The 26,085-nt window shown below is 57.0% G+C and carries 21 protein-coding genes; 5 read left to right on the top strand and 16 right to left on the bottom strand.

Annotation, left to right across the window (positions count from 1 at the left end; translation table 11 throughout):
• The 4 genes from PU624_RS11270 to PU624_RS11255 all read right to left on the bottom strand — a co-directional run bounded on the left by PU624_RS11270 (position 1) and on the right by PU624_RS11255 (position 5,092).
• Positions 1–1,668 (bottom strand): ShlB/FhaC/HecB family hemolysin secretion/activation protein, encoded by a 1,668-nt coding sequence (locus PU624_RS11270; RefSeq protein ID WP_283547692.1) that lies wholly within the window; start codon positions 1,666–1,668, stop codon positions 1–3.
• A 403-nt stretch (positions 1,669–2,071) separates the two neighbouring features.
• Positions 2,072–2,227 (bottom strand): hypothetical protein, encoded by a 156-nt coding sequence (locus tag PU624_RS11265; RefSeq protein WP_283547691.1) that lies wholly within the window; start codon positions 2,225–2,227, stop codon positions 2,072–2,074.
• A gap of 147 nt (positions 2,228–2,374) precedes the next feature.
• On the bottom strand, positions 2,375–3,487 hold the full coding sequence (locus tag PU624_RS11260; protein ID WP_283547690.1) for a lactonase family protein: 1,113 nt from the start codon (positions 3,485–3,487) through the stop codon (positions 2,375–2,377).
• Positions 3,488–3,682: 195 nt separating this feature from the next.
• Positions 3,683–5,092, bottom strand: coding sequence for an EmmdR/YeeO family multidrug/toxin efflux MATE transporter (locus PU624_RS11255; RefSeq protein ID WP_283547689.1), 1,410 nt, complete (start codon positions 5,090–5,092; stop codon positions 3,683–3,685).
• A 465-nt stretch (positions 5,093–5,557) separates the two neighbouring features.
• On the opposite strand from PU624_RS11255, the gene PU624_RS11250 reads away from it, so the two are divergent.
• Entirely contained in the window at positions 5,558–7,012 is a 1,455-nt protein-coding gene (locus PU624_RS11250; protein ID WP_283547688.1) for an AMP nucleosidase, read from the top strand.
• A 100-nt stretch (positions 7,013–7,112) separates the two neighbouring features.
• Here the strand turns inward: PU624_RS11250 and PU624_RS11245 are convergent, their stop codons facing one another.
• Both PU624_RS11245 and PU624_RS11240 read right to left on the bottom strand, forming a co-directional pair.
• Positions 7,113–8,657 carry a methyl-accepting chemotaxis protein gene (locus PU624_RS11245; RefSeq protein WP_283547687.1) on the bottom strand — a complete coding sequence of 515 codons (1,545 nt, stop codon included), beginning with the start codon at positions 8,655–8,657 and terminating at the stop codon, positions 7,113–7,115.
• Positions 8,658–9,085: 428 nt separating this feature from the next.
• Positions 9,086–9,988, bottom strand: a complete 903-nt coding sequence (locus PU624_RS11240; protein ID WP_283547686.1) for a LysR family transcriptional regulator — start codon at positions 9,986–9,988, stop codon at positions 9,086–9,088.
• Positions 9,989–10,163: 175 nt separating this feature from the next.
• Here PU624_RS11240 and PU624_RS11235 point away from each other — a divergent pair, with 175 nt between their 5' ends.
• Positions 10,164–10,415, top strand: coding sequence for a hypothetical protein (locus PU624_RS11235; protein ID WP_283547685.1), 252 nt, complete (start codon positions 10,164–10,166; stop codon positions 10,413–10,415).
• Positions 10,416–10,437: 22 nt separating this feature from the next.
• On the opposite strand, the gene PU624_RS11230 is transcribed toward PU624_RS11235, so the two are convergent.
• Together PU624_RS11230 and PU624_RS11225 are read right to left on the bottom strand one after the other, a co-directional pair.
• Positions 10,438–10,716 carry a hypothetical protein gene (locus PU624_RS11230; RefSeq protein WP_283547684.1) on the bottom strand — a complete coding sequence of 93 codons (279 nt, stop codon included), beginning with the start codon at positions 10,714–10,716 and terminating at the stop codon, positions 10,438–10,440.
• Between the two features lie 1,260 nt (positions 10,717–11,976).
• A complete protein-coding gene (locus tag PU624_RS11225) occupies positions 11,977–13,275 on the bottom strand; it encodes an NCS2 family permease (RefSeq protein ID WP_197042348.1) in 1,299 nt (432 codons plus the stop codon).
• A 423-nt stretch (positions 13,276–13,698) separates the two neighbouring features.
• Between PU624_RS11225 and PU624_RS11220 the strand changes: the two genes are divergently transcribed.
• A complete protein-coding gene (locus tag PU624_RS11220) occupies positions 13,699–14,442 on the top strand; it encodes a response regulator (protein WP_283547683.1) in 744 nt (247 codons plus the stop codon).
• Between the two features lie 35 nt (positions 14,443–14,477).
• Here PU624_RS11220 and PU624_RS11215 read toward each other — a convergent pair whose 3' ends face one another.
• Positions 14,478–15,209: an SDR family oxidoreductase gene (locus tag PU624_RS11215; RefSeq protein WP_283547682.1), complete on the bottom strand. Its 732-nt coding sequence runs from the start codon at positions 15,207–15,209 to the stop codon at positions 14,478–14,480.
• Between the two features lie 135 nt (positions 15,210–15,344).
• Here PU624_RS11215 and PU624_RS11210 point away from each other — a divergent pair, with 135 nt between their 5' ends.
• Positions 15,345–16,253 (top strand): AraC family transcriptional regulator, encoded by a 909-nt coding sequence (locus tag PU624_RS11210; protein WP_283547681.1) that lies wholly within the window; start codon positions 15,345–15,347, stop codon positions 16,251–16,253.
• A gap of 56 nt (positions 16,254–16,309) precedes the next feature.
• Here the strand turns inward: PU624_RS11210 and PU624_RS11205 are convergent, their stop codons facing one another.
• From PU624_RS11205 to PU624_RS11190, 4 genes are all read right to left on the bottom strand, one after another.
• Complete coding sequence (locus tag PU624_RS11205) at positions 16,310–16,993, bottom strand: D-lyxose/D-mannose isomerase (protein WP_283547680.1); 684 nt, start codon at positions 16,991–16,993, stop codon at positions 16,310–16,312.
• 43 nt (positions 16,994–17,036) lie between these two features.
• On the bottom strand, positions 17,037–17,975 hold the full coding sequence (locus PU624_RS11200) for an ABC transporter substrate-binding protein (protein ID WP_283547679.1): 939 nt from the start codon (positions 17,973–17,975) through the stop codon (positions 17,037–17,039).
• A gap of 90 nt (positions 17,976–18,065) precedes the next feature.
• On the bottom strand, positions 18,066–19,046 hold the full coding sequence (locus PU624_RS11195) for an ABC transporter permease subunit (protein WP_179895426.1): 981 nt from the start codon (positions 19,044–19,046) through the stop codon (positions 18,066–18,068).
• A gap of 10 nt (positions 19,047–19,056) precedes the next feature.
• On the bottom strand, positions 19,057–20,571 hold the full coding sequence (locus tag PU624_RS11190) for a sugar ABC transporter ATP-binding protein (protein ID WP_283547678.1): 1,515 nt from the start codon (positions 20,569–20,571) through the stop codon (positions 19,057–19,059).
• Positions 20,572–20,718: 147 nt separating this feature from the next.
• On the opposite strand from PU624_RS11190, the gene PU624_RS11185 reads away from it, so the two are divergent.
• A complete protein-coding gene (locus PU624_RS11185; protein WP_283547677.1) occupies positions 20,719–23,346 on the top strand; it encodes an ATP-binding protein in 2,628 nt (875 codons plus the stop codon).
• On the opposite strand, the gene phnE (PU624_RS11180) is transcribed toward PU624_RS11185, so the two are convergent.
• The 3 genes from phnE (PU624_RS11180) to phnD all read right to left on the bottom strand — a co-directional run bounded on the left by phnE (PU624_RS11180) (position 23,300) and on the right by phnD (position 26,063).
• Positions 23,300–24,184, bottom strand: coding sequence for a phosphonate ABC transporter, permease protein PhnE (gene phnE, locus PU624_RS11180; protein WP_283547676.1), 885 nt, complete (start codon positions 24,182–24,184; stop codon positions 23,300–23,302). The genes PU624_RS11185 and phnE (PU624_RS11180) overlap by 47 nt on opposite strands.
• A complete protein-coding gene (gene phnE / locus PU624_RS11175) occupies positions 24,181–25,041 on the bottom strand; it encodes a phosphonate ABC transporter, permease protein PhnE (RefSeq protein WP_010670882.1) in 861 nt (286 codons plus the stop codon). The genes phnE (PU624_RS11180) and phnE (PU624_RS11175) overlap by 4 nt, the downstream gene beginning before the upstream one ends.
• A 95-nt stretch (positions 25,042–25,136) precedes the next feature.
• Positions 25,137–26,063, bottom strand: a complete 927-nt coding sequence (gene phnD / locus PU624_RS11170) for a phosphonate ABC transporter substrate-binding protein (RefSeq protein WP_283547675.1) — start codon at positions 26,061–26,063, stop codon at positions 25,137–25,139.
• Positions 26,064–26,085: the final 22 nt, after the last annotated feature.

The following is a 26,085-nucleotide window of genomic DNA, read 5'->3' as shown; positions in this document are numbered from 1 at the left end:
TTAGAAAACGAGTCCAATACGCGCGTAAACGCTGAGGCGATCAGGCGCAAGGTAATCGGGATAGCTGACGGGGATGCCCAGCGACAGCTGAGTAGAGACGTGGGCGTTTCGGGTGCCAAGCCCCAGCGAACTGCCCCACAGCGTGCCAGCTGCATAGCGATCCTGTTTGTCGCTCTGCAGCCACCCCCCATCCAGTGCCAGCGTGGTACTGACCTCGCCAATGGCGGGCAGGGTAAACAGCGTGTAATTGAGTTCGTTGCGCAGGTAGCCGCCAACATCGCCGGACAGGTATTGTTCTTTGTAACCGCGAACCGAGCTCTCACCCCCAATCGTCAGACGTTCACTGCCATACAGACGATCGGGCGACCACTGGGCGTAAAAGCTGCTGAGCCACCATATCTTCTGAGTCACCGGCCGCTGGTAGCTGCTGCTGACACTCCATTTGCGGAATTCAGCTTTCGGTAAATCGTCGCTTTTACCGCTGTCGCTTTCGGCATTGAACCACGGCATCCCACGGCTCAGCATCGGGTTGATCGTGGCAACCCCGCCTGCGACTTTTTGCGTATGGTTAAAGCCAATCTGCAGGCTGGTCATTTTGCGGCTGCTGCTTTGCAGCAGCGTCTGGTTCAGCCAGTTATGGCTGACGTAATGGTTCAGACCCGCCTGAACACCGGTTTTGATATCCCCGTTGCGGAACAGCACCCACGAGCCGCTGAGGCGGTTAGAGATGTTATCGCCGTTGCTATACCAGTCGAAATTATTGGCGTTAAAGCGGCTGTGATAGTTGCTCCAGCTATAGCTGTAATCCAGCAGTCCATAGCCATAAGGCACGCTGACGCCCGCCTGGAAATTTTGCGCATCGCGCCAGTCGCTGAACGCGCTGCTGCGGCCACCGCTGACAAACCAGCGATCGGCAACACCCAGCAGGTCGTTGCCCACCAGCGAGGCGGAGAGCTGACCAATGCCTGTGCTTCGCTGGCCGCTGTTGTCCATATTCAGGCCCAGCGTCAGAGGAAATTCAGGTTTACTGGTCAGATTGACAATGGAATAACCGGGCTTAGCCGATGGGATGATTTCAATCTGAACCGGTGTGGTGCGTAGCCGGTTTATCTGCTCCATACCCTGCTCAATGTCGCGTAAATTTAAAATACGACCGGCACCGGTCGGGAATGCCATTTTCAACTGACGTGAACTGGCCCCCTGCAAACGAATCTCTTCCAGCCTTCCCTCCAGCACGGTGACAGTCAAAACGCCGTGAGAAAGGTTCTGTTCTGTCAGGAAAGCCCGGCTGGTGATATATCCGCGCTGGACATACCATTCTGATATGTCGCGTACCAGCTGATTAATGCGCGCCAGACTCAGACACTGATTGATATAGGGCGCGACGAGTTTCGCCTGCTTATCCGGCGCGATTAATGTCGCCTGTTGCAGAATAATCTGCCGAATATCAAAACAGGGACCGCTGGCAGGCGCCGACGCCGTTGTTTGCAGCTCAACCTGGTGCGCCTGTGTTAAAGCATCACGCTGCTGCTGGTTCTGCTCCAGGCGCTGCTGCTGCTGATTTTGAATAGCGTCAAGGTCGCCAGGCGTAACCGGCGCAGCCATGAGATTGCTGATAAACAAACTGGCTCCGAAAACCAGCCACTTCCCTGTTTCAGGCATTTTCATCGAAGGGTTAACAACGCTTATTGTAAGGTTTGTGTAAGCACAGGCGTGCAGATTACCACCTTAATAATCAGAAGTTCCTTATTGACTTAAAATAACAACCTCCTGATGGAAAAAGTAAAATTCCCAGTGACATATTGTTTTCTAAGGCAAATTCACCGCTTTTTGACCACTTTCTTTGAGAGTGGGGGGTTTTATGAATGTTAAGGGAATGAATGCAAAAACACGCAATTATGACTATTCATCCGCACAGGATTACTCATTCATGTAACCGCGCTGGGGTATTAAGGGGGATGAAAGGCGATGAGGTGGCTGTTTTTCGTAATGAGCGCTGATGGTTGTTATCTCACCCCAGAACGCAAAAAGGCCCGCATAGCAGCGGGCCTTTAACCAGACAAAACAACCATTATTTTTCATGGTAACGATGCACAGCCGGATAATATTCCAGTCCATACAGCTGGCTGAGCGGCAGCAGCAGTTCAACGTTAATGTCATGGCTGTGCGCATCCGCCGCAGAGCCGTTCAGCAGCTGTTCAAACCAGGCTATCAGTTTCTGTTTCATCTCAGGTTCTCCGCATCGGTTGATGACCTGAGTAAACCTGCTTATGCGCGCAATCTGAAGCAAAAATTTCTGCGCTGCTTATGCCGGAAATGGCATAAGCCACCTGCCTGATTGTGTAGCCAGCTTCAGACACTGGCTCCCATACGTTTACTGCGTTATCAGCGTCACCCAGTTCGCGCCTTTACCGGCCGGCGCTTCAGCGATCCGTTTCAGTTCGCCGCTGGCGGGATCGATGGCATAGCTGCCAATCACGGCGCTCTTCTCTCCGCTCACGATCAGCCATTTGCCCTGCGCATCAATCGCGATACTGCGCGGCTGTTTTTCTACCGGCCAGCTGCCGATCAGTGTTAACTCACCCGACTGTTTATCAACCCGGTAGCCGCTGACGGTGCTGGAGGTGCGCTCGCTCACATAGATAAATTGCCCGTCCGGCGTGATTTTGATGTCTGCCGCCCAGATGCGCGGTGTCGGATCGCTATAGCCCGCCGGGCGCTGCTCGCCATGCTGCAGGTTATATTTCTTCGCCACCGCATTCGGCCAGCGTTTCAGCTCCGTCAGCGTGCCATCCGCAGCGCGCCGGAACTGCGTGATAGTGCCGCTCATCTCCGCGAGGTTATAAAGGAAGCGATTGTCCGGCGATATCACCGAATGCCGCGCACCGCTGTTCTTCTCGCCCTGAACAAAACCGGTCCCCAGCGGCGTGATGGCCCCGTCACTGGCAAAAGCATATTGCAGCACCCGATCCGCGCCCAGGTTGCCAACGTAGAGCGAATGGTTGCTGACGTCAGTGATCACCGAATGGGCGTGTGGCCCGGTTTTCACCTCGCCCGTGACCTGGGGTGTCACAATCCCTTTGTCATCAATCCGGTTGCTGGTGACGATATCGCTGTCATAAGAGGCCCCCAGCAGATAGCGCCCGCTCCTGTCGGTGGTGATCCACGGAAAGCTGGCCTTAACCGGCGTTACCGCCAGTTTCTGCAAATCACCATGCGGCCCAGTGACGCGCCAGCTGATGATCGAATAAGGCGGACTGCGCAGCGCGCCATAGAGCCGTTTACCATTCGGGCTGGCCGCCAGCGGCATGATCTTTTTCCCGGCAGGCGTATCGCCCCGCCATTGCAGGCTGCCGTTCGCCTCACTCAGCTGATAGCGGGAAACGGTGCCGGATTCGGCATTCGACACATAGACAAAGGTTGTCGCCCACAGCGGGCAGCTACACAGCAGCGGCAGGAGTGCCAGCGCCGTTTTCAGACGGATCATAGGGTCACCTTTATAAGTATTGTCTGCGTCAGTGCGCAGCAGGCATTACGCTAATCCTGTCTGAGGAGTCTGGCTTTGTGCAACTGACTGAAAATCGGATCGGAAGTCTGGAGATGTGACGAAGATGTTATTTTTGGATGGGGAGATGAGATTCAGCGCCCTCCCCCTGTGCCGGGGGAAGGCATAAAGCGAGTGCTACCCTGTTTTAGCGATCATCTTGCGATAGCGGTTAAGCCACTTGCCGCTGTTGAGTCGCCACCAGAAGAAGATGCCGCGCACCGTCCAGTCGAGGAACATCCCCAGCCAGACACCGGTGACGCCCATCCCCAGCACAATGCCGAGCACGTAACCGACCACCACGCGCGCGCCCCACATACTGAACATCGAGACATACATGGTGTAGCGCGCATCGCGTGCGCCCTTGAGTCCGGCGGGCAGCACCCAGGACGCGGCCCACAGCGGCATAAACAGCGCGTTAAGCCACAGCAGATGCTTCGTCACATTAATCACTTCCGGATCGCTGGTGTAGAAGCGCGCCAGCAACCCGGCCAGCGGCACCGTCAGCAGCGCGATCGCGCTCAGACACAACGTCGCCAGCCAGAAGACATGCCGCACCTGGCGTTCCGCCTGAAACACCTGATTCCTGCCCAGACGGGTGCCGGTAATAATGGTCGAGGCGGAACCCAGGGCATTGCCCGGCAGGTTGATCAGCGAGGCTACCGAGAAGGCGATAAAGTTACCGGCGATCTCGCTGGTCCCCATCCCTGCCACGAACACCTGGGTCAGCAGTTTACCGCCGTTGAACAGCACGGACTCGATACTGGCAGGCACACCGATGCCCAAAACTTCCATCAGAATGCTGCTGTTCCAGCGCCGGAAATAGCTCGACAGCGTGATTTTCAAGGAGGCGTTGAAGCCGATCATCAGCACGTAAATCACCGCGATCGCCCCGATATAACGGGTAATAGTCAGTCCAAGTCCGGCACCGACAAACCCCAACCCCTCCCACGAGAAGCAGCCATAAATCAGCACGCTACTGATGATGATGTTGAGGATGTTCATACCGCCGTTAATCAGCATCGGAATTTTGGTGTTGCCTGCACCGCGCAGCGCCCCGCTGCCGATCAGCGTGATGGCGGCCGCCGGATAGCTCCAGGCGGAGGTCTGCAGATAGCTCAGCGCCAGCGCTTTGACTTTGGGATCGGCAGCACCGGCTATCGCATCCACGATCAGATGGCCCCAGAACTCAATGGCGATCACCAGCACAAAGGCGAGAATCGTCATCATGGCCAGCGACTGACGCGTAGCGGCGCGGGCGCGCTTGCCGTTGCGTTTTGCCAGGCTGAACGCCACCACCACCGTGGTACCGAGATCGATGGCAGCAAAGAACGAGATGATCACCATGTTGAAGCTGTCGGCCAGGCCGACGCCCGCCATCGCCTCTTTACCCAGCCAGCTGACCAGGAAGGTGCTCAGTACGCCCATCAACAGCACACAGGCGTTCTCGAAAAAGATAGGCACTGCTAATGGCGATATTTCACGCCAGTAGAGCGTGCGATAAGAGCGGCGTTTCGGATACCACGCCGTGCGCCTGATCGCCTGCATCACTGCTACGCCGGGATTTTGCAAAGGATTACCAAATCAGAAGAGACTGGACAGGAGATCTAATGATGATAGGGGGCAGAGAAATATGCAAAGTCTTTCCGGCGCAAATTAATCATGGTTACAAACTTTTTAATCCCGTAACGGCAGATTCTGCCTCCCTGCCCCGCCCGCTGTAGCAAAGCTGATTATTTCCCTGCGGTTATGATCGGATGTTAATACTTTGCTGCGGGTTGCTTTGCCTCACTGCTGTCACCTGAAGAGCGTCTGAAAGAGATGATATCTCTGCTGAAATAGTAAAGATTTTCTTAATGGATTTCAGCGCGCCGGATTTTCTTTTAAAACCGCACTGCTCAGATTTTCTGCGTCGTTAGCGCAAAAAAAAGGCGATCACAGATTCTTCACCAATCTCTCTAACAAACCCGCTAAGCTTGGGGCAAATTGCGGAAAAAAATGGAAGGAGAAACCATGCCGACACTACGGAAAAACCTGACCAGCCAGCAGGCGCTGGATGAACTTGAACGTCTGTACGATGGCGCCGTCGATGCGCTGCGCGCGGCGATTAAAGCCTTTACCGAAAACGGCACGCTGCCGGATGAGGCCGATCGGGCGAAAGGACTGTTTGTCTACCCGGAGCTGCGCATCAGCTGGCACGGCGAAGGTCCGCAGCAGAATCGCACGCGAGCCTGGGGACGTTTCACCCACACCGGCAGCTACAGCACCACCGTCACCCGCCCGGCGTTGCTGCGTCACTACATTTCGGAACAGCTTCAGATGCTGGAGAAGGAGTATGAGCTGGAGATCGACGTGGTGCCGTCCAGCCAGGAGATCCCCTATCCTTACGTGATCGACGGCTCCGACCTGTCACTGGATCGCACCATGAGCGCCGGTATCGCGCGCCACTTCCCGACCACCGAACTGTCGCAGATTGGCGATGAGACCACCGATGGTCTGTTCCACGCCGATGCCAAATTCCCGCTGTCGCATTTCGACGCGTTGCGCACCGACTTCTCGCTGGCGCGCCTGCGTCACTACACCGGCACCAGCGTCGAGCACTTCCAGCCGTTTGTGCTGTTCACCAACTACACCCGCTATGTTGATGAGTTTGTGCGCTGGGCAATCGAGCAGGTGCGCGATCCCAGTACGCCGTACGACAGTCTGGCCTGCGCCGGTGATGTCGTGCTGACCGCCGACACCGCCGACAGCGAGTCGATGCTTTCCGATCTGGCGTGGAAGAAGCACCAGATGCCGGCCTGGCATCTCACCTCACCGAATCGCCGGGGTATTACGCTGATTAACATCGGTGTCGGCCCGTCGAATGCCAAAACCATCTGCGATCATCTGGCGGTGATGCGTCCGCATGCCTGGCTGATGATTGGTCACTGTGGTGGCCTGCGTGAAAGTCAGCGAATCGGCGATTATGTGCTGGCTCACGCCTATCTGCGTGACGATCACGTGCTCGACAGCGTGCTCCCGCCAGACATCCCGGTGCCCAGCATTGCCGAAGTGCAGCGCGCACTGTATGACGCCACCAAATCGGTAAGCGGCATGCCAGGCGAAGAGGTGAAACAGCGGCTGCGCACCGGCACCGTGGTGACCACCGACGATCGCAACTGGGAGTTACGCTACTCTGCGTCGGCACTGCGCTTTAACCTGAGCCGCGCGGTCGCGGTCGATATGGAGAGCGCCACCATTGCCGCGCAGGGTTATCGTTTCCGTGTGCCCTACGGCACGCTGCTGTGCGTTTCCGACAAACCGCTGCACGGCGAGATCAAACTGCCAGGTCAGGCGAACCGCTTCTATGAGGGCGCAATTTCGGAGCATCTGCAGATCGGTATCCACGCGGTTGAGCTGCTGCGCGCCGAGGGCGACAAGCTGCATTCGCGTAAGCTGCGGACGTTTAATGAGCCGCCTTTCAGGTAGGGTTTTAACCGCCTGATGCGACAGAGGCCGGTACTGCTGACAGGCAGTCCCGGCCTCTTGCTTTGGAATTCAGCCAAAGCGCATGCCATGCCGGGACAATTCAGACTTTAAAGGTCTCTACAATCAGCCGGAGCGACTGTGCCTGATCAGAGAGTGACTGTGACGCACTTGAAGATTCCTCGACCAGAGCGGAGTTGTTTTGAGTCACCCCATCCATCTGACTGACAGCGATGCTCACCTGCGTAATCCCCTGCATTTGTTCAGCCGACGACAGCGCAATGGCATCCATGGATTCTGCCAGTTCATCCACCCTGTGCACGACTTTCAGAATGCTCTGGCCGGTATCACTGGCGACGGCCACGCCGCAATCGACCTGCCCGACCGCCTGTTCAATCAGGGTCTTGATGTCTTTCGCAGCGGTAGCGCTTCGCTGTGCCAGCGTTCTGACCTCAGAGGCGACGACAGCAAAACCGCGTCCTGTTTCTCCCGCGCGTGCGGCTTCAACCGCCGCATTGAGGGCAAGGATATTGGTCTGGAATGCGATACTTTCTATGACGGCGGTGATATCTCTGACTTTAGTCGCACTCTTAGAAATATCACTCATGGTGTCTGACATTCGTTTGACGTCAGTTTCCCCTTTTTTAGCAATCGACGCGGTCTCTCTTGCTGAGTTAGCCGTTTCTCTGGCCGTTTTGCTGTTGCTTTGTACGGTAGCGGTCAGCTGTTCCATACTCGCAGCCGTCTCCTGCAATGCCGCCGCCTGCTGTTCAGTACGGGAGGCCAGCTCATTATTACCTTCTGAAATTTCATTCGCAGAAAGGGCTACTGAAGAAGAGCCTGATTTAATCTCTGAAACAACATCGCGCAGTCGTACCTGCATGCTGTTCAGCGAAGCCATGAGGCTGAGCGTATCATTTTTCTTCAGCCTGACCGGCGTGGTCAGATCCCCGTTGGTAATGGCATAAGCAAGATTTCGCGCTGTACCAGGTTCATCGCCCAGTTCCTGCATAAGTTTACGAATCAGGTAAACGCTCGTGCCTGTGCCAAACAAAATCGCCGCCGCTAAAAGCGTCAGCAGGATGATGCAGGCACTTTCTGTCGTTTTCGCGTTTTGAGCCACTGAAGCCTCTGATTGCTGAGTCAGGATTTCAGTCATTTGGGTTAATCCGTCAAGCAACGGAACCTGCGCAGGCCGGACGATTTCCAGCAGATACTTAACGGTGATATCACTGTTTTTTGCGAGTGCCAGTGGAACGGTATTGCTGAAGGCGTCCAGGGCATTCTTCTCGCTGTCGGTGATTTTCGTCAACGCTTTAAATTCTTCACTGTCACCCGACGCGCTAATCATCTTATTCAGCTGATCTCTGCTGGCCGCAAATTTGGCTTTTAGTTTCACCAGGCGTTCCGACTGCGCCTCAATAAGGGCCTGATCAGAAAAGAGTGACAGGTTCCTGACGGTTATCGCCATGTCGCGCTGCGCCAGGGTTAGCTCATTAATGAGTTTTGTTTTTTTCATGTCGCCCTGAACAACCGATTCGAGGGTGGTTTTAGCCTGATACAGAGAATGAATAGCGACAACGATACAGATGGAAAAGAAGATGATTAACGTGCCAAATCCGGAACCGAGGCGTGTGGAGATTTTCATTATAATTCCTTAAAGGGGTCGGCGATGGTGATATATCGGCATATCTCTTTCTGACTTCAGTAAATACTTATCACGTAAAAGGCTTACATCAGGATTAATAACCCATTGCGAGGATTGTTATCTAAATCACAAACGTCCGGGGCGCTGTCAGCGCACCAGCAATGGCTTTAAAGCAATCAGATATCTTATATTTATGGCCTGGGAAATTATTACGGCGTGACACCCTGCATCCTGTGACCTGCTGGTTATGTCATAAAAAGTCCATATATCTTTCTCAGAGAGACTCTTTGGCTGTTATATGCAGGAAGTGATCTCCCGACAAAAAAAGCAAAAGAAAACACATGTTCATTTTTTTATTACGCTTTTAGCCGCAGACAATAAATAAGGCGCATTTATAAAATAACCTTACAAATAACGTCCGGAACGGTTTAGCCGGTGGCAGCAGAAACCGTCGCAAACGCCTTCCTGAATTTGTGAATAGCTGGCGAGGCATCACGATGTCGGGTTGCGAGTAAGACAGCCGTATTGAGTTTCAGGTTTTGAAGCGGTAAAAAGACGACTCCGCCATGTAAACTGTTTCGCAAAGAATCAGGGACAATTGAAATACCAAAACCGGCACTGACCATGGGAATGATCGCCTCAACCTGCAGTGCATACTGTTCGCACAGGGGCGTAAATCCCGCCTGATGACAGGCAGCCATAAGGTCATCAGACAGTTTTCCGATGTTGTTTCTCTCGCACAGAACAAAATTTTCAGGTGCCAGCCTGTCCAGCGAAATAACGCCGCCTGCCGTAGCAAGCCGATGATTTACAGGTAATACAACAGCTAAAGGCTCCTGCACAACCGGTGTAAGCTCAATACCATCCAGCGTATCCGTAAGCGGACGAATAAATGCCGCATCCACATTGCCCTCCAGAAGTTTCCTGATCAGGTCAGGTGCATGCCCCGCCAGAACGGACTTCATCAGTAGTTCAGTGTGATGACTTTTAAACTGGCGGAGACGAGCGGCCACATCCGGATTGAACCAGGTTCCTCCTGCAAAGCCTGTATTTATTTCGTTACTTTCACTTCGCCTGAAGCGTTGCACGTCATTCAACGCATCATCAACATTAGCCAGAATATGTCGTGCATGCCTGAGTAACACCTTGCCGCCTTCAGTAAGTTCAACTCCTCTGGAACGGCGATGAAATAATTTTATTTGTATCCGCTTTTCCAGACGCTGTATTTGCAAACTCAAGGGGGGCTGGCCAATTCCTAAGCGTTCAGCCGCACGGCCAAAGTGTCCTTCTTCTGCTACAGCAATGAAATAGCGCAGGTGATGCAATTTCATATATTTGCCCTTCCATTTTTCACTAAAAGATATCAAAAAGGCCACTATGGCTGTATTGCTCCGATAAATCAGCCGTGCATACTGCTTCAGCTTAAAGATTTGGATTCACACGCCCCTTTAAATTCAGGTTAGCAGAACCAGTCTGACTGATTAATACAAAACCGGAGCACCTGCTTTGAAAAAGAACCGAAGAACTGTGTGGATATTGATGATGATCTTCTGTGCGCTGTTCTGGATTGTGCTGTTCTCTGTCCTTAATCATGCTCTGGCGACCGACCAGTATCGTAAAAAGAACGACGGCTATGGTGACGTTCCTCCGGAAGAACTTGTGCAAAAGATAAAGCGACTCGATTTGACGGAACAGCAGAGAAAGTTCCTTGAATCCTTATTGCAAACCGATGCGGCTGCAGATCAAAAGAGTGATTAGTACTTTGTTTACTTTCATCTTATTAGGTTGCGTTGATGGCTAACCTGAAAAAATTTTGCAGCGCCATTATCAGCCTGCCTGTAAGGGCAATTTCAGGCAGAAAGGTGGCATCTTTTCGCTGTAACCACGCGAGAAACTCAGGATCGGTGGTGAAGGGATTGTATTCACAATAAGCCAGCCTGATATGAGTTAAATTATTAATGTATGCATCCAGTGAGGTATACGTCCCCTCGCTGAGCTGCAAAAGTAACAGGTCAGTACGTATCTTTATGTCTTTCACGAGTTCATATTTTTTCTGCATTCCATTACCCTGCACTCTCTTATTGCCGTTGTAAACGCCAGCGCTGATTCAGCTTCAGCAGTGACGCTGTCAGAGAAAACCTCAGAAGAAAAATCCGGAAACTTCCAGAACCGTACTGAGGTAACTATTTTCAGACTAACGTTTGAGTTTCAGCTTCACGTTCAGAATTTATCGGCAATTTTGCTGGTAACAACAGGTACAGGAGTAACATCATTTTCGACATGAAGCAGGAGCAGGCAGGCTGTTAAAATATTTTTTAGGGCTGGTAAAAATCCACGGCGGCAAGTGCATGATTTGATTGGTCAGAGGAAGTCACGATCAAAAATTCTTTTTACGAATAAAATAATAACGTAAATATTACACCTTTATTTTATGGATTATGATGGGAAACCATCATTTTACGCGGCATCGTTTTTTTATAAATTGCAGTTAAGTCGCATCTCTTTAATAAGGAAGCTCTCTGACAGCGCCGCTTCGCAAAGCGCTCCCTGTCTGCAGACGAACACTTTCATAGCTGGCTGATAAATAAACACACACAAATAAAAATGTGATGCCCGGCAAATAAAATCTACAACGGGTGCGCTTAATAGGGCTGAAAGAGGGTCGATAACTTTTTATATCCTTCACCAGGGATATATTAAATGTTGAACAACGGCTTTATCTGGCTCCCTCCGGAAGCCTTTTTTATGGGTGAGACTCACCGCTGGCTCGCGTAAAAACGGATAAAACAGTCCAGTGGGGTGCTGATATTGCCGGGCATTATTATACTGGCGTCCATCCAGTCAGACTGAAGTCAGCAGTCAGAAGCTACCCGGTACAAAAGAAGAAACACAGAACATGCAGCCGGGGCCTCTGGAGAGGCATCCGCCCACAAAGCGAAACAAGACAGTTCTTCCTCGCTTTAAGCGGGCGGAATCCACCCTACCGGCAAAGAAACCCACCGACAGGGGTTTTAAGAGAGGCGTCCAAATCGCTGAGGAACAACAGGAGGCAAGGATGAGCCGACAGGACGTCGGCGAAAGGACGTTTCGCGCCAGGGATGGCGCGTCCGGACGGTCCGCGGGCCGCAGGGCGTGACGAAGGTACCCCGTGAAACGGGGCGCGCAGGCAGCCGGACGCCGGGATTGTTAAGGGGCGGGCGTCCGCCCCTTGACGCGTCCGCCTGCACAGGCGACCTCAAACTCCCCACCGCCTGGCGGGCGTAACCTGCTCAGTGTGCAGGCCCGCCGCCAGCGCAGCATCCCTGCCGCCAGGCATCAGTTAAGCACTCAGCCAACCCAGCTTAATTACAAACAGAATCGACAGTATCACCAGCGCCGCATTCACCTCTTTCGCACGACCGCTCAGCAGCTTCACCAGCGTCCAGGTAATGAAACCAAACGCGATGCCGTTAGCGATGGAATAGGTCAGCGGCATGGTCAGCGCGGTCACGGTGACCGGCGCGGCAGTCGTGATATCTTTCCAGTCAATATCCGCCAGACCCGATGCCATCAGTACGGCGACAAACAACAGCGCAGGCGCAGTGGCATAAACCGGGACGCTGGAAGCCAGCGGCGAGAAGAACAGCGCCAGCAGGAACAGCACACCCACCACAATTGCGGTCAGTCCGGTACGGCCACCGGCACTGACGCCCGCCGCCGATTCCACATAACTGGTCGTGGTCGAGGTGCCCAGCAGCGAGCCAAACAGCGCAGCCGCACTGTCGGCAATCAGCGCACGGCCCATCTTCGGCACGTTACCCTGCTCATCCGCCAGACCGGCACGTTTGGTCACGCCCAGCAGTGTGCCGGTGTTATCAAACACATCGACAAACAGGAAGGCAAAAATCACGCTGATCAGGCCGACGTTAAACGCCCCGGCAATATCCAGCTGCAAAAAGGTCGGTGCAATTGACGGCGGCGCAGAGAAGACACCAGCAAACGGCGACAGACCGATGCCCATCGAGATAAAGGTCACCAGCAGAATACCAATCAGCACCGCACCGGTTACGCGACGGGCTTCCAGTACCACGATCACCACAAAGCCGAGCATCGCCAGCAGCGGCCCCGGTTTAGTCAGATCGCCAATGCCCACCAGCGTCGCCGGGTTATCGACCACGATGCCCGCCCCTTCCAGCGCGATGATCGCCAGGAACAGACCGATACCGGCACCAATCCCGGCGCGCAGCGGCAGCGGGATACTGGCAATAATCCACTCACGGATCTTAAACAGCGACATCGCGAAGAAAATCACCGCCGAGAGAAACACCGCGCCCAACGCAACCTGCCACGTGTAACCCATGTGCAGCACGACGGTGTAGGTGAAGAAGGCGTTCAGTCCCATGCCCGGAGCCAGCGCAATCGGGTAGTTGGCAATCAGCCCCATCAGCACGCAGCCAATCGCCGCCGCCAGACAGGTCGCAACAAACACCGCGCCCTTGTCCATGCCGGTTGCGCCCAGAATGCTGGGGTTCACAAACAGAATATAAGCCATCGCCAGGAAGGTGGTGATCCCGGCGATAATCTCGGTACGAACCGTGGTGTTATGCGCTTTGAGTTTGAATAGTTTTTCTAACATCATCATCTCTCGATACAGGAGACATCAGTCTCTCTTGCCAAAGGGGTTTGCATGCTGATTTATTCTGTTTCCGGGACATGGATACCGGCCGCTGCATACCTGCGTGCCAGAACCGCCTGAAATCCCTGCCTTACCCACTGCCCAAAGCAATTGCCATGCCATCTACCGACGCAATCGATTACCTGGCAGAGCCGGACACGCCTAAGAAGATTCCTAACCAAAACGAGGCGCGATTATGGTGCAATGCACCGATCCCGCGCAATCGTTTTCCTGCGGTAAAAGAGCAACCCCGAAAAACTCTGCGCCAGCGCACGCTTCCGCACTCTCACAGGCGAAGCTGGTCACGTTTCAGCACGCTGCTTCAGCAACCTTTTCTGGCCTGTGTAGACTCCAGAATTAACTCTTTCGTAACATTGAGGCCGCGCCATGAAGCCAGCGATTTTGGTGGTGGATGACGATCCTGCTGTCTGCGATGTCCTGCAGGATGCGTTAAGTGAACATCTGTTAACGGTCTACCGCTGTCATCAGGGACGTGAGGCGCTATCGATGCTCAGCGAGCACCCGGAAATCTCGCTGGTGATGCTGGATATGATGCTGCCCGATACCAACGGATTACTGGTGTTGCAGCAGCTTCAGCGGCAGCGACCGGAAGTGCTGGTGATTATGCTGACCGGTATGGGTTCGGAAGCGGAGATGGTGGTGGGTCTGGAGATGGGGGCAGATGATTACATCGCTAAACCCTTTAATCCACGCGTGGTGGTGGCGCGCGCCCGTGCGGCCCTGCGTCGCAGCGGACGGATTGCGCAGCCCGATCCCGAACAGGCGGGCTGGCGCTTTGGCGGCTGGCAACTGGACGATGGCCGCTGCCAGCTGTTTAATCCGCAGCGTGAGCTGGTGCCGCTGACGCAGGGAGAATATACCCTTTTGCGCGCGCTGGTGCGTCACGCCCGCAAAGTGCTGACCCGCGATCAGCTGCTGGAGCTGACCCATAGCGAAAGCCTAGATGTCTTTGACCGCACCATCGACGTGCTGATCATGCGACTGCGCCGCAAAATCGAAACCAACCCACATCAGCCCGATCTGATCCGCACCATCCGCGGGCTGGGTTACGTCTTTTCGGCTGACGTGATGAAACCCGAAACCGCGCTGCGCGCCAGCCAGATCGCCTGAGTCACCCCGCCGGGCCGGCGAACAGCGGCCCGATCCTACCCATCGTCACTCCCGCCATACGCGCGCGGCACCAGATCGACCTGCGCTTCACCACTTGTGATGACGGCGAGAATCGTTTCGGCCACGCGTTCCGGAGTGTGAGCGAACGCGGCGAATGCGGCGCTCTGCTCAGTCGCGACCTCCTGTCCCGATTTCACTGACTGATAAAATTCCGAGGCAGTCACAAACGGATAGATGGTGGAAACAGTTATTCCGGCGTCAGCCAGATCCAGCCGAGCCACATCCGAGAGCATATTCAGTCCCGCCTTAGAACTGGTGTAGGCCGCCGATCCCGGATAGGTCGCCAGCGTCGCGCCGGAGCTGACGTTGATAATGCTGCCTGCGCTCTGCTCCCGCATCTGCGGGATCACTGCCTGCATCATCATCAGTGGAGCAATCAGGTTAAGGTCGAGCAGCGCCCTGAATGCCGCCGTATCAATCTCCTCAACAGAGGCAAACAACCCCTGCCCGGCATTGTTGATGAGCACATCAATCCGGCCAAAGCGTGCCAGCCCCTGTCTGACAGCATTTTCAATCTCGTCGGCCTGGGTGACATCGCAGGCGACCGCCAGTGCATTGACGGACGTCTCAGCCAGGGCATCAATACGCTGTTTACGTCGCGCCAGTAAGATAACCCGCGAACCGGCCTGCAGCGCTGCGCGCGCCGTGGCTTCGCCAATTCCCGACGAGGCGCCGGTAATCATGATCACTGAATCTCTGATGTTCATTAAACGTCTTCCTGCAAAACGGACAGAAAACGAGCATAATCCTCAGCCGGTTGCGCGGCGGCTGCAATTCTGCCTAAAATTTGCCTGTTCCTGCTTTTCTTCCCACAGGCGCTAATCCCGCCGGAGACGCGTGACATGAAGGGTTTTGAGGCGTTAAGAGAGGAAGTGCTGGCATGCGCGGCTGACGACCTGACTGCGACGACGATTCCGCGCGTGGATTTTTATCGCGTCAGCCAGCCGATGGCCCTGCCGCCGGAAATCTATTCGCCGTTTGTCAGCCTGATCCTGCAAGGGGAAAAAAGGCTGCAGGTAGGCGACCTCACTATCTGCTATTCCGCCGGGGAGATGTTTACCGCGTCGTTCGATCTGCCCGCCACCGGCGACATTACCGCTGCCAGCGAAACCTCACCTTATCTGGCCGTGCGTCTGACGCTCGATTTCGCGGCCATCAGCGATCTGCTGCATCAGATGCCCGTCACCGATCTTCCTGTGACGAAGCGTGGTATTGCAGTCAACCGGGTGGATGAGGCGCTCGCGGATGCCTGGCTGAGGATGGTGCGCCTGCTGGCAAAGCCGGATGAGATAGGAGTAATGGCCCCGTTAGTCGAGCGCGAGATTCTTTACCGGCTGTTGCAGGGTCCGCAGGGCGGCGTGCTGCGTCAGGCGGCGGAGGTGAACGGGCATTTCGCGAAGATCAGGAAGGCGCTGGTCTGGCTGCGCACGCACTATGCCGACGCGTTTCGCATTGAGGCGCTGGCAGCGATTGCAGGCATGAGCCTGTCGGCGTTTCATCGTGGATTCCGGGCCTGCACCGGACTCTCGCCGCTGCAGTATCAGAAACACCTGCGGCTTTACGAGGCACGCAAAGGGCTGGCGCTGCGACCGGGCAATGTCGCCGCCGTCGCGGCTGATGTGGGCTATGAGAGTCTGACGCAGTTTACGCGTGAGTATGCGCGGCTGTTCGGCGAGCCGCCCGCCCGCAGCATCAGAAAACTCAGGCTGACCGGCGCTGAACCCTTACAGGGGATCGGATCGCAGGGTTAATGCAGCCTGCCGCGTAACCCCTGGCGGGCCTGCACACCGTTTCAGAGAAAGACGTTTCAGAGAAAGCCGTTCGCATAGTCATTACACAGCAGCCAGCGCGGCGCTTCATCCTCATGCAGCGGGTTGAAACGGGCCAGCGGCGTCAGAAATACATTGTCGTTTTCGTCATCGTTGGGCATTGATACTTCGCCCACCAGCACGTCGCCGAAGCCGTTTTCACCCCAGAAACTGTGCCAGATGCCCGCCTCCAGCGTCACGCTTTCACCCGGAGAGAGCCGCAGCTGTGTTCCGGCCGCATGGATCTGGCGCAGGCCATCCAGCGACACCGCCACCGGCGAGTCAGCCAGTCCGTCACCCTCGCGGTTATGCAGTTCGACAATCAGGTTGCCACCGCCGCGATTGATGATGTCTTCCATCTTGCGCGGATGATAGTGCATCGGCGTCAGCTGCCCTTCACGCACGTGCATGATCTTCTCGGCGTAGGGTTTATGCCACGGCTGTCCGCCTGGCGAGCCGTTGCGCAGGGTAAACAGCGTCAGCCCGGTGTGCATAAAATCTGCCGCGCCAAAGCTGGTGAGATCCCAGCCCAGCCGCAGCGCCAGAATCTCCTGTGCCACCTCGCGATCCTGGGCGCGCCACTGACTGACGCTGTAATCGGCCCACCGCGGCAGATGCACATCCTGCTGACGGAAGAACTCGCGGGTATGTTGCAGGTAATAGTTAACCTCTGAACGTTGCATGGTGGCTTCCTGAGGGCGGCACCCGGAGGTGCCGCATTAACGCTTATTTCACCGTCCAGCCCTGATAGCTGCCGATATTATTACGATCGATCAGTTTCACCGGGATCAGCACCGGCTTATCCGGGGCCGGTTTGCCCTGCAGGATGTCATAGCCAATCTCGACCGCTTTGGCTGCCATGACCTGCGGGTCCTGGGCTGGCGTGGCGACGAACAGTGAGTTTTTGCGCTTCAGCGCCTCTTCCCCGTCCGGCGATCCATCGACGCCCACGATAAAGAATTCACTGCGCTGCGCCTGTTTCGCCGCTAAGTCGGCACCAATCGCGGTCGGGTCGTTGATGGCAAATACCGCATCAATTTTCGGGTTAGCCGAGAGCAGACCGGTCATGACTTCCAGTCCGCCTTCACGACTGCCTTTGGCGTTCTGGTTGGAGGAGAGCAGCTTGATCTCCGGATGGGTTTTCAGCTCGTTCATGCAGCCTTCAACACGGTTCTGCACGGCGGAGACGGGCGGTCCGTTGATGATCACCACGTTGCCTTTGTTCTTCAGGCGGTCAGAAATATATTTACAGGCCATCGCGCCCGCCTCGGTGTTATCGGAGGTGATGGTCGCATTCGCGCCATCCGCTGCCACGTCAACCGCCACCACCACGATACCGGCGTCACGCGCCCGCTTCACCGCCGGGGCGATCCCTTTGGAGTCGGCGGCATTGAGGATAATCATGTCGACTTTCGCCGCAATAAAGTTATCAATCTGACCCACCTGCTGACCGAGATCGTAGCCGCTGGAGACCAGCGTCACGTTTACCTTATCGCCCGCCAGCTGACGCGCCTTCATCTCTGCGCCTTTGGTGATCTGCACGAAGAAGGGGTTAGCCAGATCGCCGACCGTGACGCCGATAGATTTGAGTTCTTTTGCCTGAGCCATACCGGTGCTGAACAGCGTTGCCGCCAGCAGCCCGGTTACAATCGGATTAAAACGCATAGACCTTCTCCTGCTGTTTTCAAGGTGCCAACCGCTTAATGGCGTTTTTTGGGTGGCGGAGGCTGAATGGCGCATCCGCCCTTTTAAGCCTCAACTCACATGATGACGGGTACGGTATTTGTCGATCAGGACCGCGATGATGATCACCGCGCCTTTGATCACCAGTTGCCAGAAATAGGAGACGCCCATCAGCGTCATGCCGTTATTCAGCGTGGCGATAATCAGTGCGCCAATCAGCGTGCCGGTGATGGTGCCGATGCCGCCGACAAAACTGGTGCCGCCGAGGATCACCGCCGCAATGGCATCCAGCTCATAGCCAACGCCCAGGTTGCCGTTGGCGCTGTAGAGTCGCGAGGCGCTCATCAGACCAGCCAGCCCCGACAGCAGACCACTCATGCCGTAGACAAACAGCAGCACGACGCCGACCTTGATACCGGTAAGACGTGCAGCCTGAATATTGCCGCCGACCGCGTAGATATGGACGCCCAGCGTGGTGCGACGGAGGATGAACCAGCAGAGGGCGATCACCGCAAAGGCAATCACAATCAGCCACGGCACCGGCCCGAGATAGCCGTTGCCGATCCATTCAAAATTGATATCGGAATTGATTACCGTGGTGCCGTTCGCCAGCAGATAAGCCGCTCCGCGCAGTGCGGTGTAGGTGCCGAGCGTCACGATAAAGGGCGGCAATCCGGCCCAGGCGACCAGGATACCGTTGAACAGCCCCATCACCAGACCCGCGCCCAGCGCCATCGGAATGGTCAGCGAGGCAAGCATCGGATCCAGCGACGCCACCAGCGCCACTACCGCCGTGGTGCCCAGCATCGATCCCACCGACAGGTCGATACCGCCGGTGAGAATCACAAAGGTCATGCCCGCCGCGAGCACGATATTGATCGACGCCTGACGGGTGATGTTGAGCAGGTTCGCTTCGGTAAAGAAGTTCGGCGTGACGAAACCAAATACCGCCACGATCAGGATCAGAATCGGCAGAATACCCACCGTTTGCAGCAGATCGCCCATCAGGGCGCGTTTCAGCGTCGGCGCTTTGGTGCGGGCCAGTTGTGTCATGGTGGTCTCCTTAGATTTCGCCTGCTGACGCGCTATGCGCACCGGTTGCCAGCGTCATAATATTTTCCTGACTGATGTGGCTGCCCTCCAGCTCACCGACGATGGTGCCTTCGTGCATCACGTAAACGCGGTCGCTCATCCCGACCACTTCCGGCAGTTCGCTGGAGATCATTAAAATCGCCACGCCCTGTCGCGCCATCTCCTGCATCATGCGGTAGATCTCGCTTTTGGCGCCGACGTCCACGCCGCGCGTCGGCTCATCGAGGATCAGGATGCGCGGGCCAATCGCCACCCAGCGTGAGATCAGCAGTTTCTGCTGGTTACCGCCCGACAGACCGCCCGCCCGGACCTGAGCGTGGGGCACGCGGATATTGAGTGAGGCAATCGCCTCATTGGCGATGGTTTGCCCTTTGCGGCGGTTGAGCAGCCCCATGCTGGCATCACGCTCCAGCGTGGCCATCACGATATTCTCCTGCGCGGCCATCTCCAGAAACAGCCCCTGCTCTTTGCGGTTCTCGGTGAGGAAGCCAATGCCGCGCGCAATCGCATCACGCGGTGAATGAATGGTGACCTTCTCGCCGTCGATCCAGATCTCGCCCGCTTTCGGCTTGTGTACGCCGAAGATCAGCTGTGCCAGTTCGCTGCGGCCTGCGCCCACCAGACCGGCCAGCCCGACAATCTCCCCGGCCCGCACTTCCAGACTGCTGGGATGCACTTTGCCGCCGTCGGTCAGGTGATTAATCGCCAGCCGGATGTTGCCTGAAGGGATCCCGCGATCTTTGTTGAACAGGTCGCTGAGCGGCCGTCCGACCATCATCCGCACCAGTTCGCTGGCGTTCAGCTGGTCACGTGTCAGGCTGCCGACATACTCGCCGTCACGCAGTACGCTGACGCGATCCGACAGCTCATAAACCTCCGCCATACGGTGGCTGATATAGATAATCGCCATGCCTTCGCTGCGCAGCCGTTTAATCAGCGCGAACAGCTGTTCGGTTTCACGGTTAGAGAGCGCGGCGGTCGGCTCATCCATCACCAGAATGCGGCTGTTGCGTTGCAGCGCACGGGCGATCTCCACCTGCTGCTGCTCGGCGATGCTCAGACGACTGACCAGATCCCAGGCGCTGAACTGCGCACCGAGCCGGTCAATCACCCGCTGCGCCTCTTCGGCCATCTGCCGCCGCTTCACCAGCCCGCCGGGGGCGATTTCGCTGCCCAGAAAAATGTTCTCCGCCACCGTCAGGTTGGGTGCCAGGTTGATCTCCTGATAAATCAGGGTAATCCCGGCAGCCAGCGCCTCTTTCGGCCCTTTTAGGGCGTAGGGTTTGCCTTCAATGAGAATTTCCCCGCTGCTGGCGGTATAGGCACCGGCCAGAATCTTCATCAGTGTGCTTTTACCCGCGCCGTTCTCTCCCATGAGCGCGTGAACCTCACCGGGATACACCGTGAGATCGACCCCCTTCAGGGCATAAAAATTGCCGAAGCGTCGGGTAATTCCCCGCATTTCCAGTATCGGTGTGGCTGTCATCGCCTCGCTCCTGCGAACTGTGGATAGCCGCCAGTAAAGCAACACCAGATAAACGGAAAATGTCAGCGGCCATTCATATTTGTCATAAACGCCTGACATCACGCTCCTATACTCGGCGCATCGTTGCAGTGATTAAGAGGTCGTGGGATGCAGCGCAGTTATCCGTGGCAGGCCGGGGCGCGTGGACGCCTGTTGATGTTCAATCTGCTGGTGGTGTCGGTCACGCTGATGGTGAGCGTGGTGGCGATCATCGGCTTTCGTCATGCCGGGGCGATTCAGGAGCAGGCACAGGCGCAGACGCTGGCGGATATGAACGGCAGCCTGGCGCTGGCGCGCGACACCGCCAACGTGGCGACGGCGGCGGTCCGGCTGTCACAGGTAGTCGGGGCGCTGGAGTATCAGAGTGAATCACAGCGGCTGCAGCAGAATCAGCAGGCGCTACAGCAGTCGCTGAGCCTGCTGGCCAGTGCGCCGCTGGCGGCCCGTCAGCCGGAGCGCATCGCCCGGATCCGCGCCCGCAGCCTGATGCTGGAGCAGACGATTAACAGCCTGCTGCTGAACAGCCATCAGCGGCATCTGCAGCGCAATAACATGCTGAGCGACCTGTGGCAGGCGCAGATTCTGCTCGGTCACATCGACCAGCTGGTGCAGCGGGAACAGCGGACGCTGCCGGATGCCGCACTGCGTGAGCAGACCGAACGGCTGATCACCATCGCCATCCGTACGCCGTCACCCATCGCCGTCATTGAGCAACTTCAGCAGGTCATGACCCCGTGGCGCAACGTGCCGCTGACGGGCGTGACCGGCGAGAATGTGCAGCGACTGCTCGCCACACAGCAGCGTCTGCTGCCGCTGGCGGAGGCGCTGGAGCAGAGCGATCTGGCCATCGCCTACGCCACCTACCGGGTAAAAGCGCTGGTGGCGATGCTGAACGACGATATCAACGCGTCGGTGCAGCAGGTCGCGCTGCAAAGCGAGGCGCGCACCCAGGCCACCCACCACGAACTGGATTCCATCATCGGCTTTATTGCGCTGTTTGTGGTGCTGGCGCTGGCGATCACCGGTTATGCCGGGATCTATATCTATCGCAACCTCGGGTCGAGCCTGACGGCGATTGCCGGGGCGATGACGCGGCTGGCGCAGGGTGAGCAGAACGTCAGCGTGCCGGGACTGCAACGGCGCGACGAGCTGGGCGAACTGGCGCGGGCGTTTAACGTCTTTGCCCGCAATACCGCCTCGCTGGCCCACACCTCGCGGCTGCTGAAGGAGAAGAGCAATCAGCTGGAGTCCACGTTCCTGGCGATGCGCGACGGCTTTGCCCTGTTCGATAACAACGGTCAACTGGTGGTGTGGAACGCCCAGTATGCGGAGCTGCTCGGCATTGCGCCGCGTGAGCTGCATCGCGGCGTCCACTATCAGCAACTGCTGGCTCCGCTGGCGGTCGATCTGCACGATCCCGGTGAACAGCAGGAGATCCGGCTGGCCGATGGCCGCACGCTGGAACTGCGCTTCAGTCCGATTCCGCGCCGTGGCATGGTCAATACCGTGCTGGACCGGACCTCGCGGAAAACGCTGGAGGAGGCGCTGCAGCACAGCCAGAAAATGAAAGCGGTCGGTCAGCTGACTGGCGGACTGGCGCACGACTTCAACAATCTGCTGGCGGTGATTATCGGCAGTCTGGCGCTGACCGAAGGCCAGCTGATGCCCGGCCCGCTGGCGACCCGGATTGAGCGGGCGCGGCAGGCCGCCGATCGCGCCGCCCAGCTGACGCAGCGTCTGCTGGCATTCTCGCGCAAGCAGGCGCTCTATCCGCGCGCGGTGTCGGTGGTGACGCTGGTGGATAATCTGCAGGGATTGCTGCAGCACTCATTGCTGCCGGGACAGCAGCTGATTATTGATGCGCAACGTCCCGGCTGGCCCGCCTGGATCGACGCCAGCCAGCTGGAAAATGCGCTGATGAATCTGGTGGTGAACGCGCGCGATGCCATGAACCGGCAAAGCGGCGAGATCCGGCTGCGCATCTGGAATCAGCGCCGTCCGGAGGGCGGTGAAAAACGTGACAGAGTCACAATTGAGGTGATCGACCACGGCTGTGGCATGTCGGCCGAGGTTCGCGAGCAGGTTTTCGAGCCGTTCTTCACGACTAAAGCGACCGGCAGTGGCAGCGGACTGGGGCTGTCGATGGTTTACGGCTTTGTGCGGCAGTCAGGCGGGCAGATCGAACTCGAAACCGCACCGGGCCAGGGCACCACGGTGCGGCTGCTGTTGCCGCGCGCGACGGACGCCGCCGCCGCAACTCTCATCGCCCCGCCACCGCCTGCCCCCAGTGAGGCTGAGATGGCGGCAGACATTGACGCGGCCAGCAACCGGCTGGTGCTGGTGCTGGATGATGAACCGGCGGTGCGCCAGACGCTGTGTGAGCATCTGCATCAGCTGGGTTATCTGACGCTGGAGTGTGGCGACGGTGAAGAGGCGCTGGCGCTGCTGCGCCAGACACCAGATATCGACCTGCTGATCAGCGACCTGATGCTGCCCGGCGAGATTAACGGCGCGGAGGTGATCCGCCAGGCGCAGCAGAACTGGCCGCAGCTAGCGACGCTGCTCATCAGCGGTCAGGACCTGCGCCACCAGCCGGTGACGCTGCCACTGTGCGAACGGCTGGCGAAACCCTGGCAGCAGGCACAGCTGGTGCAGGCGCTGCAGCGCGCCTGGCAGCGCAGCGAGCGCCTTAATCGCGCGCAGCAGGCTGCCACAACGGCACCGGCTTCCCACTGATGTAGCGCTTACGCAGGCGGCTGGAGATGACATCCATCACCATCACCACCACCACCAGAATCAGCGTCAGGAACATCACCACATCCCAGTTCCACAGGCGCATGTTCTCGGCGTAGACCAGGCCGACGCCACCCGCGCCGACAAAGCCGAGCACCGCCGCCGAGCGGGTGTTGGACTCGATCTGGTAAAGACTCAGCGCCAGAAACTGCGGGAAGGACTGGGTGAAGATGCCGAAGCGGTGTTTCTGCAGGCTGTTAGCGCCTACGGCACCCAGACCCCGACCCGGTGAACGTTCCACCGCTTCGTGCCCTTCGGCGTAGAGTTTGCCGAGCAGGCCGACATCCTGCAGGATAATCGCCAGCACCCCGGCCAGCGGCCCCATGCCCACCGCACGCACGAAGATCAGCCCCCAGATCGCCATATCGATGCCGCGTAATACGTCGAACAAGCGGCGCATCATAAACGCCAGCGGTTTAGCCGCCCGATCGTGCATCACATTGCGTGCCGCCAGAAACGACAGCGGCAGCGCCAGCAGTGAGGCGGTCAGCGTCCCGGCAAAGACAATCCCCAGGGTGATCCCCACCTGTGAAAAATAGTAGCCAAACGGCCAGTTCAGGAAGTCGTGCCAGACAAACATTCGCAGGAAATAGCGCCCCAACTGCTGGCAGCCCATCAGCAGGCGCGACGACTCCAGGCCAAATACCGAGAAGAAATAGAGGTAATAGAGCAGCACGGCCAGCGCCATCAGCCCGATGCGGCGCAGATAGCGCGGCTGGGCGGCGAACAGTTCACGATGCTGCTGCTTCAGCAGGGCGACATCCGGTACGTGGCTTATCATGTCCGATCTCCTGTCACACGGCGACGAAGCTGGCCGGATAGCGTGTCCAGCAGCGAAACCACAATCAGAATCAGCAGCAGCGTGATACTCACCTGATCGTAGCGGTCCAGTTTGATATTGGTCATCAGCTCCTGGCCGATGCCGCCCGCGCCGACCAGCCCGAGGATGGTTGAGGAGCGGAAGTTAATCTCCAGGCGCATAAAGCTGTAGGAGAGAAAGACCGGTTTAACCTGAGGCCAGAAGGCGAAGCGCATCCGCTGCAGCTTGCTGGCGCCACAGGCGGCCAGGCCGCGCACCGGCTTATCCGAAGCTGACTCAATCGCCTCGTAAAACAGTTTGGTCAGGCTGCCCACGGTGTGCAGCGCCAGTGCCAGAAAACCGGGGATCGCCCCGATGCCAAACGCCATCACAAACATCACCGCCCACGCCAGCTCCGGCATGGTGCGCAGAAAGGCAACAAAAGCGCGAATCGTCATCCGCACGCTGACCGGCGTCTGGGTATTGTCGGCCGCGAAAAAGGCCAGCACCGCCGCCAGAGCCACCGCCACCAGCGTCGAGGCCAGCGCCAGCTGCAGCGTTTCCCAGATCAGCGGCAGCTGAATCGGCAGACGATAACCCCAGTAAGCCAGCGAGCCTTCGGTCTTACCGTCGGCAAACAGCAGCGGCAGATGCAGCACCGGCAGGATTTCATGCAGATAGTCGAAGAAGTGCGGCAGCGACTGCCAGACGGTAAGCAGATTAAATTCTGCCACCCTGCCCGCCGCCAGATAGAGTGCCACCAGCAGCAGTGACCAGAGCAGCGTGTCACGTTTCTGCTGGCGGCGGATGCGTTGGTAGTAGTGTTCGAATTCGGTCAAAGGGGGATCTCCGGCGCTAATGCAGCGGGACGCCGGCGGGGTTGCCGCGTCCCGCTCTCCCCGCCTGAGCGGGGACAGTCAGGGCGTCGTCGGCCTTAGCCGCGGCTGCCTTTCATCAGGTCACGCTTCATATCGATAATGCTTTTATAGTCAGCGACCGTCGCATGACCGATATGCTGCTCGCCGCCCACCGCTTTCACGAAACAGGCGTGATCTTCCTTATCCAGCTTTTTAATTGCCGACACCACTTTCGCTTTGAAGTCAGCGGGCAGCTTGTTGCTGACCAGAACCGGGCCGTTAGGGATCAGCGGCGATTTCCAGATAATGCGGATCTGCTTCATCAGGTCCGGATGGTCCATGCGGATCAGACGGCCAAACGCGCCAGAGGTGTAGCCGCTGTTATAGTCACCGACCAATGAGGTCCAGGTGACGGCGCCATCAAACTGATTGTTCAGCACGCCCAGAATGTCCTGCTCATGGCCGCCAGAGAAGGTGACGCTGGAGAAGGTGTTGTTATATTTGTCATCCACCGAGCCGCCGAACATTTTCTTAAACGCCTGGTTTGGCATCAGGAAGCCGGACGTCGAGTCAGGATCGGCCATACCGAATGATTTGCCCTTCAGGTCTTCCAGCTTTTTGTACGGGCTGTCCGCTTTGACGATGACGACAGAGTGGTAGCCGCGTGACTGATCTTTGTCATCCACGACAATGCCCACCACGTCTACCGCTTTCGGGTCCTGAATGTAGACCGAGGCAAACGAAGCCGGTGACATGCTCAGCACCATATCGATCTTGCCGCCCAGCAGCCCCTGAATCACGCCCGAATAGTCAGAGGCGTTGCGCATCTGGGTATCCACACCCAGCTCTTTATCAAAGAAGGTCTTCACACACTGATTGTCGCCGATCTGCTGGGTGGCGTTCTGCCCGCCCAGAATCCCCAGATTAAGCTGTTTCGGCGCATCCGCTGCGCTGACACCAAACGCCATGACACTGGTCAGAAGTGCTAAAGAAGTCAGTTTCATTCGTAATTATTCTCTTGCTGTG

This window comes from Pantoea sp. Lij88 (genome assembly GCF_030062155.1).
GTDB lineage: Bacteria > Pseudomonadota > Gammaproteobacteria > Enterobacterales > Enterobacteriaceae > Pantoea.
This window is presented reverse-complemented; position numbering and strand designations above follow the sequence as displayed.

Bases quoted from the DNA above. Each gene is read 5' to 3' on its own strand.
- PU624_RS11270 (WP_283547692.1), bottom strand. From the start codon at position 1,668: ATGAAAATGCCTGAAACAGGGAAGTGGCTGGTTTTCGGAGCCAGTTTG.
- PU624_RS11265 (WP_283547691.1), bottom strand. From the start codon at position 2,227: ATGAAACAGAAACTGATAGCCTGGTTTGAACAGCTGCTGAACGGCTCT.
- PU624_RS11260 (WP_283547690.1), bottom strand. From the start codon at position 3,487: ATGATCCGTCTGAAAACGGCGCTGGCACTCCTGCCGCTGCTGTGTAGC.
- PU624_RS11255 (WP_283547689.1), bottom strand. From the start codon at position 5,092: ATGCAGGCGATCAGGCGCACGGCGTGGTATCCGAAACGCCGCTCTTAT.
- PU624_RS11250 (WP_283547688.1), top strand. From the start codon at position 5,558: ATGCCGACACTACGGAAAAACCTGACCAGCCAGCAGGCGCTGGATGAA.
- PU624_RS11245 (WP_283547687.1), bottom strand. From the start codon at position 8,657: ATGAAAATCTCCACACGCCTCGGTTCCGGATTTGGCACGTTAATCATC.
- PU624_RS11240 (WP_283547686.1), bottom strand. From the start codon at position 9,988: ATGAAATTGCATCACCTGCGCTATTTCATTGCTGTAGCAGAAGAAGGA.
- PU624_RS11230 (WP_283547684.1), bottom strand. From the start codon at position 10,716: ATGCAGAAAAAATATGAACTCGTGAAAGACATAAAGATACGTACTGAC.
- PU624_RS11225 (WP_197042348.1), bottom strand. From the start codon at position 13,275: ATGATGTTAGAAAAACTATTCAAACTCAAAGCGCATAACACCACGGTT.
- PU624_RS11220 (WP_283547683.1), top strand. From the start codon at position 13,699: ATGAAGCCAGCGATTTTGGTGGTGGATGACGATCCTGCTGTCTGCGAT.
- PU624_RS11215 (WP_283547682.1), bottom strand. From the start codon at position 15,209: ATGAACATCAGAGATTCAGTGATCATGATTACCGGCGCCTCGTCGGGA.
- PU624_RS11210 (WP_283547681.1), top strand. From the start codon at position 15,345: ATGAAGGGTTTTGAGGCGTTAAGAGAGGAAGTGCTGGCATGCGCGGCT.
- PU624_RS11205 (WP_283547680.1), bottom strand. From the start codon at position 16,993: ATGCAACGTTCAGAGGTTAACTATTACCTGCAACATACCCGCGAGTTC.
- PU624_RS11200 (WP_283547679.1), bottom strand. From the start codon at position 17,975: ATGCGTTTTAATCCGATTGTAACCGGGCTGCTGGCGGCAACGCTGTTC.
- PU624_RS11195 (WP_179895426.1), bottom strand. From the start codon at position 19,046: ATGACACAACTGGCCCGCACCAAAGCGCCGACGCTGAAACGCGCCCTG.
- PU624_RS11190 (WP_283547678.1), bottom strand. From the start codon at position 20,571: ATGACAGCCACACCGATACTGGAAATGCGGGGAATTACCCGACGCTTC.
- PU624_RS11185 (WP_283547677.1), top strand. From the start codon at position 20,719: ATGCAGCGCAGTTATCCGTGGCAGGCCGGGGCGCGTGGACGCCTGTTG.
- phnE (WP_283547676.1), bottom strand. From the start codon at position 24,184: ATGATAAGCCACGTACCGGATGTCGCCCTGCTGAAGCAGCAGCATCGT.
- phnD (WP_283547675.1), bottom strand. From the start codon at position 26,063: ATGAAACTGACTTCTTTAGCACTTCTGACCAGTGTCATGGCGTTTGGT.